The organism is Paenibacillus sp. EB106-05-06-XG162, assembly GCF_058791655.1.
The window spans coordinates 1,332,385-1,339,424 of sequence record NZ_JBYTDT010000001.1; the positions used below are offsets into that span (position 1 = coordinate 1,332,385).

Sequence of the window (7,040 nt, forward strand, 5' to 3'; positions counted from 1 at the left end):
TATTTTAAGCAATACAATCGATAAAAGTTGGATCATAATAAAAACATGGTTGATATGACACCGTTTGGTGTCCTATAATATAAATGACGCCAAACGGTGTCCAATTTTTAAAATAGTTATTTGCTAAGTATGAAAAGGTTCACTTGAGCCATGATGAGGAGGAAAAAAATGAGTAAGATGATCGGTGTGGAAACAATCTCGAGAGTAGAAATCCAGCCCAGAGGAAAAGTGATTGCTTATTGGACGGTCACATTACTACTCGCATCAGCTGTTATGTTAAGTGGTATCGGGCAATTGATGCAATTTGGGGGAAACGTCGAGTTAGTGAAGAATATTGGTTATCCATTATACGTCTTGACCATTCTCGGGATTTGGAAAGTGCTAGGATCCATCGCTCTCGTCATGCCACGTTTTCCTCGGCTTAAAGAATGGGTTCACGCAGGTATTTTCTTTTTAATGACGGGTGCAGCTTTATCTCATGCGTTTGCTAACGACTACGGTGATTACGGGTTTAACTTTATCCTTCCGCTTTCCTATGCTGCACTAAATATCGCCTCTTGGGCGCTACGTCCGAAAAGCCGCAAACTTTAAGGATGTTTAAGGACTTGGTGTAATTAACGACTTCCCATGGGCCGTACAGTGATTTCCTATTTGACAACAATGATTAGAGGAGGAAGATGAATGAGTTTAACACGACATCGATCGAGAAATTATGGTTCGCCTTAACCGATTCAAATAAGCTTGGGAAGTTTTGTGGGAAAAACACAGAGGAAGGAATCTAGCAAAACGAGTAGAATAAGAAATGAAATACCATAAAATAGGAGGTTCTTAATGGGACTAAATAAAGCATCACAATGTATACTCGTCTCTGATGTAAGACAATCCCAAGAATATTACCGAGAAAAGCTTGGGTTCAGAATTGAAGGACAGTTTGTAGAACGAGATGGAGTAAGTTTCTTAATCAAAGAAGCTGAAAATAAAGAACTAATTCGTCCTAACCACACAGTAAATGGATATATGGAATCTTACATTTGGGTCGACGATGTTGACATTGTTTTTGATGACTTCAAGGCAAGAGGAGCAATATTAGAATCCGAACCAGTTAATCAACCGTATGGTATGAGAGAAGTTCTCGTCTATGATCCTGATGGATATAGATTTTGTATTGGTGGTCCTTTGAAATGATTGGTTAGTATGCTAGACGGGACACAAAAGTGAGGAGCTTGCTTGAGGCGGCTCCTTTTTGATTTGTTGAAGTGACTGGCAGGAATGTCTAATATACATATGGAAATATTGTAGGTACTAGGTAACTACGCTACGTTCACAGGTATCATCAGTTATACAAATTCCTATGATGGAGGTTGCGAAATGGCTGACTTCAAATTACCTGTCAGGAAATATAATTCAGACCCCGACTTGAGGATTCCTATTAATCCAGAAAAAACTGCATTCCTGGTAGTTGATTCATATGAAACGGGAAACCACAGGGAAGTTATAGAAAACCAAATTCATTTGTCGCTCAATGTGGCACGGAGAATGGGGCTAAAGGTAGTTTACCTATACGATGCCATTTCGGGCATTGGCGGACCCAATGATGTGACCACTAGAATACACGGATTAGATCACATAGATAATAGTTGGAAACCCGTTACTTCAACATTTAATCCACTGATCCAACCATTAGAGAGTGAACCTGTTATTCCCAAATGGGGGAAAGATGGATTCGACGGCACACCACTTGACTACTATCTCAAAACATGGAAGATTGACACAATAGTTGCTGTGGGATTCCATATCAAATCGTGCTTGTACCAAACTTGCTTGTCAGCTCGCCACCACAATTATCGTGTGGTAATGCTGAGAGATTGCACAAATTCTTTTGAATTCCCTGATACTCGAGATGCTAACAATCCCGAGGGCGGATGGTTGAGGTTCGTTTTCTTGCGAATGTATGAAACAGACATCGGTTACACTTCTACTTCCATTGAGTTCGAAAGAGCGTTTTTGGACGGGCTGTCTGACGATTGCTAACAAACCCATCACCCTACCTTACAAGCCTCTTCAAGTAGTCCAGGAGCAGCGGATACAAATCAGGCTTGAAGTGAAACCGCTGTCTGCGTAATGGATTTTGTTGGCGGCGAAGAGAGGGACATAAGCAACATGAATCTAATTAGCGTGACTAATCAATTCATTCATTATTTTAGACGTCCCTGCATAACGATAATAAAGTTTGATCTTACTATCTTTAGTCACCACAATCTTCTCGATAAAGCGATTAATAACAATACGATTAATGTCATTAAACTGCAATGCTTCTTCAACCATTAGCTTAATGTTATCGAAACTTGTCAATTCCGCAGAATCAGACATTGACAATTCAATACGCTCTTTCTCTTGAATAAGGTTTGTAATCTGAACATCATCTTGTTTAATGAAACATAACTATATCTTTCACGTATATCCCTTTAGTTTCATATTTTAACAGAGAAAACGATAGAGAAACCTATAGACTATCGTAGAGGTCACGTGCATGTTGGTTTTGAAAAAACGAAAGCGGATTGTATGGTTGTCAGCTTTAGTCCTTATCATTGTAGTTCCAATTACAATTTTCTTGCAAATCATCATTCATTCTAATGTACCAGAACTTGCAGAAGGAAGCATTGAGCAGCGGTATGCACAGCAAGGAAGCTATCATGTAAAGGTAGAAGAAGTTAAGCGTACGAGCGGAGAGGCTTTATTTAGAATATACTACCCAGCATTTCAAGGAGACGAATCTTATCCTGTTATTTCTTGGGGGAATGGAACCGATGCCACGCCAGATCGTTATGATGAGCTCTTAACCCATCTTGCTAGCTGGGGATTCATTGTAATCGATTCCTATAGCAAGACAACAGGAACAGGCAAAGAAATTGCGGAGGCTATTGATTATTTGAGAAATGAGAACCAACGAACAAACAGCTTGTTTTATCAAAAAATACAAATGGAACAGATTGGTGTAGCGGGACATTCTCAAGGGTCTACGGGGGTCATTAATGCGCATACCAACTATAAAAGCGGATCGTTGATTAAGACGGTTGTATCCATCGCTCTCCCGGATTTGAAGTATTGTGATCCAAAAGATGTGTACGATACAGCACGTATTACTGTTCCTTTCCTCATTATGGGCGGTACACGAGATTTTCTAATCTCACCGGTATCAACGAATCAATTAGCCTTTCATAGTACTAACGCAAGTACGCCTGTTATGATGGGGATGGCAAAAGGTGCAGCTCATACAGCGATTGAAGGTAATGGTGGCAATCATAGGGGTTACTTGACGGCTTGGATGAGATATTGGCTGCTTGATGATCAGGAAGCCATGAAGGCATTTCATGGGGATTCTTCCGAGATGATGCATAATACAAATTGGGTGGACGTTATACAGGCAAATATGAATGATAATAAATTCGTGCATCAATAACAAAAAAACGGCATGTTTGCCGGGCGATTGGTGAGGACAATACCTCGAAAATTAATGGCTTGAGCAGCATGTTTCTCCTTGGCAATGTCGATGCCTATGACATGAGTGGAAGTGGAAATACGTTCAACACGTTGATTTTGGACTTTAATTAATCTAGACTTCATAATAACGCCTCCTAAGGTGAGTTCCCCAGTACATACTCATCCTAGCGAGGCGTCCGTTTTTTTGCAAATTGAATCTACTAACACCTACAGGAATGTTAACGGGCAGGATAAATCAGTAATTTCGCGAATACTCAACATATGGAATTATTCACGAAGTTCGCGACTAAGACGTTAGATGAAATAGCTAGTACTATGCTGTATTAGGATTTGCTTACATTGCAAGAACAAAAAGAAAATTGGAAAAACACATTGTAAGACCATTAATTTTAAGAGAACTACGAAATAATGAAGATTTTAAATGGCGAATTAATGATGCAATAGATGATATTAATCTTTTTATGAAATGGAACATAGGCAAGAAAGCAAGAAATGATGAGTAATCATAAAAATATGTGAAATTTGTAAGTAGTTCGAAGAGGTAGCTGACATCATCTAACATTGTATCTACGCTGCGGCCTATCGGCCTTGGTCTGCAAGATGGTTCCTAGGATGCAGATTCAGCAGTCAACCCTGCACCACCTAACCGCATCGCGGACGGTCTCTTTTGCTCCCTTAAGGCAGTGAGGGTTCGTAGATACAAAACGTTATAAGAAATCGGCGAGAAACTATAAGGAGCAAAAACATGAAATGCCCTCACTGTAACAACGAATTAAGTGAACTTCCTTTATGTTACGGAAGTGAAGCACCATATTATTTTTACACTGTACCAGAAGAGAAAAGAACAGAATTAATTAGAGATTTTTGTGTAATTGATGAACAGCATTTCTTTATTAGAGGACATATTGAAATACCAATAATTGATAGTAAAGAGAAATTTATATGGAGTGTTTGGGTTTCTCTTAGTGAAGAAAACTTTTTGAAATCTAATGAATTATTGCACGTAGAAGGGAGGGAAACTGAAAAACCTTATTTTGGTTGGTTATCGACTGAACTTTCAATATATCCAATAACTACATTATCGTTAAAGACAATGGTACATACACAAGAAGTTGGTGCTGTTCCGTTAATAGAATTAGAACAAACGAATCATCCACTTGCAGTTGAACAAAGAGAAGGAATTACAATGGGGAGAGTTAAAGAAATTGCTCATTTAATAAATCATAGTCAGTAAGAGAAGAATTTGAAAGTATAGTCGAAGAAGCTGCCGACATCTTATAACACTGGGGGTTTTCTGGTGAAGCGTAATCAGCAGACAACCCTGCAAGGCTAAGTCCATCGGACTCGGCGCGTAATGTCGATTAAGCTAACGGGACACTATATCTTTATAAAAAACTAAAACGCGGCAGCCGCGTTGTGCTAACGGGCAGGAACGCATCGCTTTCATTATACCTATGCGTGTCAGCTCCTTGATAACGGAGCACCATTAGATTTCATTCAAGGCATGTTGGGGCATGAAAAAACATCAACCACTCAAATTTATGCCCAGCTGCGCGGGGAACGCCGACGAGAACTCTATCGTCGGTTTTTTTAGCATTTCTGTAGTATTGAGTATAGATGGAATGCACCTAAGAAAACTGTTACTCAACTAAAGGGCAGACTAGTTGAACCAAGGAATTATAAAAATTATTCCATCCTCTGCAGTGGACATCATGCCCCCTAACACAAAACTATAATTCTATAGGGTGTGGTAATGGCGGGGATACTTTTTGTGGTAGGTCCATAAATAACAATTAGATCTCGGTTCGCAGGGGTTCTTGAAAAGTGTTGCCCATTTGTTAATACTATTTGAGTATATGGAGAAATATTTAATCGTAATTGTCCATCACTACTCTCCAACTCAGTATTAAAATAATCTACTTTTACATTCTGATATGGGCTATTTTTTACCATGACAATTGCTTGATATTGTGGAGGGTAAATTAGAAGAGCAGGTGCATTTCCGTCATAATATCCAGTCACTTGATCTCCTACTGACACCATTACGTGGTCTACAAAATAAGTATTGGGTGACACAACGAAATTTACTAATGCTCCCAATCCGTTGTCGACAGATATGAATTTATAACATCCTTCATCAGTTTGACCTGTAAAAAAATCATTAATCATAGTGATAGTCCCGTGAAAAGAATAAAAATTTGTCATATAATATCTCCTTTTGCTTTTAAAGATAATGCACTATTCGCAAAGTTATATAACCTGATTTACAGTATGTAGGTAAATAACTATATGATTGTGCAGATGCCTATAAAGGGGATTCCTCAGTGAATAGCGTGTTGCGCTAACGGGACACGCTAGATCAAAAGTAAACCACTTGAAAACTAGCAGTGAAGGGAAAATATGCCTCCATGTTGAATATTTATAAATCAGAAATAGAAAATTATACGAGAGGTAGGCTTTTATGGAAAAAACTGAAACTATAGTAAGTCGGCTCGACATCGCAATCCCTGTTTCAGATCAGAAGGAAGCAGTCGACTGGTACGTTAAGTATCTCGACTGCGAAGTTGTATGGTGGCTAGGACCGGTATTATTAAGGCTTCCAAACAAACAAGAAATTTTAATTGTCCTAGATCACGACCCGGACAAGGACAGCATTTGGTACGCAGGTGAGCATGGGTTCCGCAAAAACCCATACTATTCATTGCAATTCGTTGTCGGAGATAAAATGGAAGAGTTTCGTAATAAACTTCTTGAAAGCGGTGTCGTTGTTCATGAAATCTATGAAAATGACGCAGGGAAGACCTTCATGTTCTTCGATCCGAGTGGGAATCGCTTCTTCGCGGTAGAATGGTAGGTTAATTGATAGATCAACCGAACTTGTATAACCACTTTATCAGAAAAGTATTTTTCTCAAATGGCATAATCAACAAATATCGGGTTACAAAAAGATAGTAATATTAGAAGCCGTTGATTATGCGGCTTTTTATTTTTATGATATTAAGTTCTTGTCATGGTGTTTTGACAAGAACTTGATATCATTTCCGACTAATAACAAGAACTATGTTACATTCCCCGATATAATCTCATCGGCAGCAGAATGCCATTTTTGTTAAACTAACGAGTATTATAGTGTGAATGAAATAAAGCTTATTTAGCGAATTAACGGATATTAACGGGGTGGTCAAAATGAAATCGATTGGATTTTTACTAATGGGGCTTGCATTGTTAACATTTGCAATAATAAAAGTAATAAATGAAGCTATTTCATTTCAACAAAGTGTCAGTAATGATTATGTGCCTGGTTATGTATATTTGATAATTCTCCTTGTATTTATAATGGGTGGGATTGCTTTTTCCAAAAATTTCAACAATGAAAAGTAATCCCATTAATACGATGGTTAAGATAACGGACACGATAGTTCAATTGTATTTAGGCTGCCTTATGGCAGCCTTTTTTCAACCGCGTGCCCAGAAGCACGCTTCATCTAACCGGTGTAAGTCCGGTCACGGGAGGGGCCAAGCCCCCGTGTAGCTTGGAT

8 protein-coding genes and 2 pseudogenes are annotated in these 7,040 nt (G+C 38.8%); 8 read left to right on the forward strand and 2 right to left on the reverse strand.

Going from position 1 to position 7,040, the window contains the following annotated elements:
- Nucleotides 1-168 precede the first annotated feature (168 nt).
- From AC3WU2_RS05800 to AC3WU2_RS05815, 4 genes are all read left to right on the forward strand, one after another.
- The gene (locus AC3WU2_RS05800; protein WP_492452106.1) at nucleotides 169-591 is read left to right on the forward strand and encodes a DoxX family protein; all 423 of its coding nucleotides are present in this window, start codon (nucleotides 169-171) and stop codon (nucleotides 589-591) included.
- A gap of 240 nt (nucleotides 592-831) precedes the next feature.
- A complete protein-coding gene (locus AC3WU2_RS05805) occupies nucleotides 832-1,185 on the forward strand; it encodes a VOC family protein (RefSeq protein ID WP_314592138.1) in 354 nt (117 codons plus the stop codon).
- Between the two features lie 183 nt (nucleotides 1,186-1,368).
- Complete coding sequence (locus tag AC3WU2_RS05810; RefSeq protein ID WP_492452108.1) at nucleotides 1,369-2,031, forward strand: cysteine hydrolase family protein; 663 nt, start codon at nucleotides 1,369-1,371, stop codon at nucleotides 2,029-2,031.
- A 499-nt stretch (nucleotides 2,032-2,530) separates the two neighbouring features.
- Nucleotides 2,531-3,460, forward strand: a complete 930-nt coding sequence (locus AC3WU2_RS05815; protein ID WP_492452110.1) for a poly(ethylene terephthalate) hydrolase family protein — start codon at nucleotides 2,531-2,533, stop codon at nucleotides 3,458-3,460.
- A 23-nt stretch (nucleotides 3,461-3,483) separates the two neighbouring features.
- Here the strand turns inward: AC3WU2_RS05815 and AC3WU2_RS05820 are convergent.
- Nucleotides 3,484-3,624, reverse strand: a pseudogene (locus AC3WU2_RS05820) (IS110 family transposase); the annotation flags it as partial.
- Nucleotides 3,625-4,246: 622 nt separating this feature from the next.
- Between AC3WU2_RS05820 and AC3WU2_RS05825 the strand changes: the two are divergent.
- Nucleotides 4,247-4,735 (forward strand): DUF2199 domain-containing protein, encoded by a 489-nt coding sequence (locus tag AC3WU2_RS05825; RefSeq protein WP_492452112.1) that lies wholly within the window; start codon nucleotides 4,247-4,249, stop codon nucleotides 4,733-4,735.
- 210 nt (nucleotides 4,736-4,945) lie between these two features.
- Nucleotides 4,946-5,095 (forward strand): annotated as a pseudogene (locus AC3WU2_RS05830) (tyrosine-type recombinase/integrase); the annotation flags it as partial.
- A gap of 125 nt (nucleotides 5,096-5,220) precedes the next feature.
- Here the strand turns inward: AC3WU2_RS05830 and AC3WU2_RS05835 are convergent.
- Nucleotides 5,221-5,706 (reverse strand): hypothetical protein, encoded by a 486-nt coding sequence (locus AC3WU2_RS05835; protein WP_492452114.1) that lies wholly within the window; start codon nucleotides 5,704-5,706, stop codon nucleotides 5,221-5,223.
- Nucleotides 5,707-5,962: 256 nt separating this feature from the next.
- Between AC3WU2_RS05835 and AC3WU2_RS05840 the strand changes: the two genes are divergently transcribed.
- Nucleotides 5,963-6,355 carry a VOC family protein gene (locus AC3WU2_RS05840; RefSeq protein WP_492452116.1) on the forward strand — a complete coding sequence of 131 codons (393 nt, stop codon included), beginning with the start codon at nucleotides 5,963-5,965 and terminating at the stop codon, nucleotides 6,353-6,355.
- A 332-nt stretch (nucleotides 6,356-6,687) separates the two neighbouring features.
- Nucleotides 6,688-6,882, forward strand: coding sequence for a hypothetical protein (locus AC3WU2_RS05845; protein WP_492452118.1), 195 nt, complete (start codon nucleotides 6,688-6,690; stop codon nucleotides 6,880-6,882).
- Nucleotides 6,883-7,040 lie beyond the last annotated feature (158 nt).

What these genes read in the sequence shown, in the direction of transcription:
- AC3WU2_RS05810 (WP_492452108.1), top strand. Translation starts at nt 1,369, where the DNA reads ATGGCTGACTTCAAATTACCTGTCAGGAAATATAATTCAGACCCCGAC.
- AC3WU2_RS05815 (WP_492452110.1), top strand. Translation starts at nt 2,531, where the DNA reads ATGTTGGTTTTGAAAAAACGAAAGCGGATTGTATGGTTGTCAGCTTTA.
- AC3WU2_RS05805 (WP_314592138.1), top strand. Translation starts at nt 832, where the DNA reads ATGGGACTAAATAAAGCATCACAATGTATACTCGTCTCTGATGTAAGA.
- AC3WU2_RS05825 (WP_492452112.1), top strand. Translation starts at nt 4,247, where the DNA reads ATGAAATGCCCTCACTGTAACAACGAATTAAGTGAACTTCCTTTATGT.
- AC3WU2_RS05840 (WP_492452116.1), top strand. Translation starts at nt 5,963, where the DNA reads ATGGAAAAAACTGAAACTATAGTAAGTCGGCTCGACATCGCAATCCCT.
- AC3WU2_RS05800 (WP_492452106.1), top strand. Translation starts at nt 169, where the DNA reads ATGAGTAAGATGATCGGTGTGGAAACAATCTCGAGAGTAGAAATCCAG.
- AC3WU2_RS05835 (WP_492452114.1), bottom strand. Translation starts at nt 5,706, where the DNA reads ATGACAAATTTTTATTCTTTTCACGGGACTATCACTATGATTAATGAT.
- AC3WU2_RS05845 (WP_492452118.1), top strand. Translation starts at nt 6,688, where the DNA reads ATGAAATCGATTGGATTTTTACTAATGGGGCTTGCATTGTTAACATTT.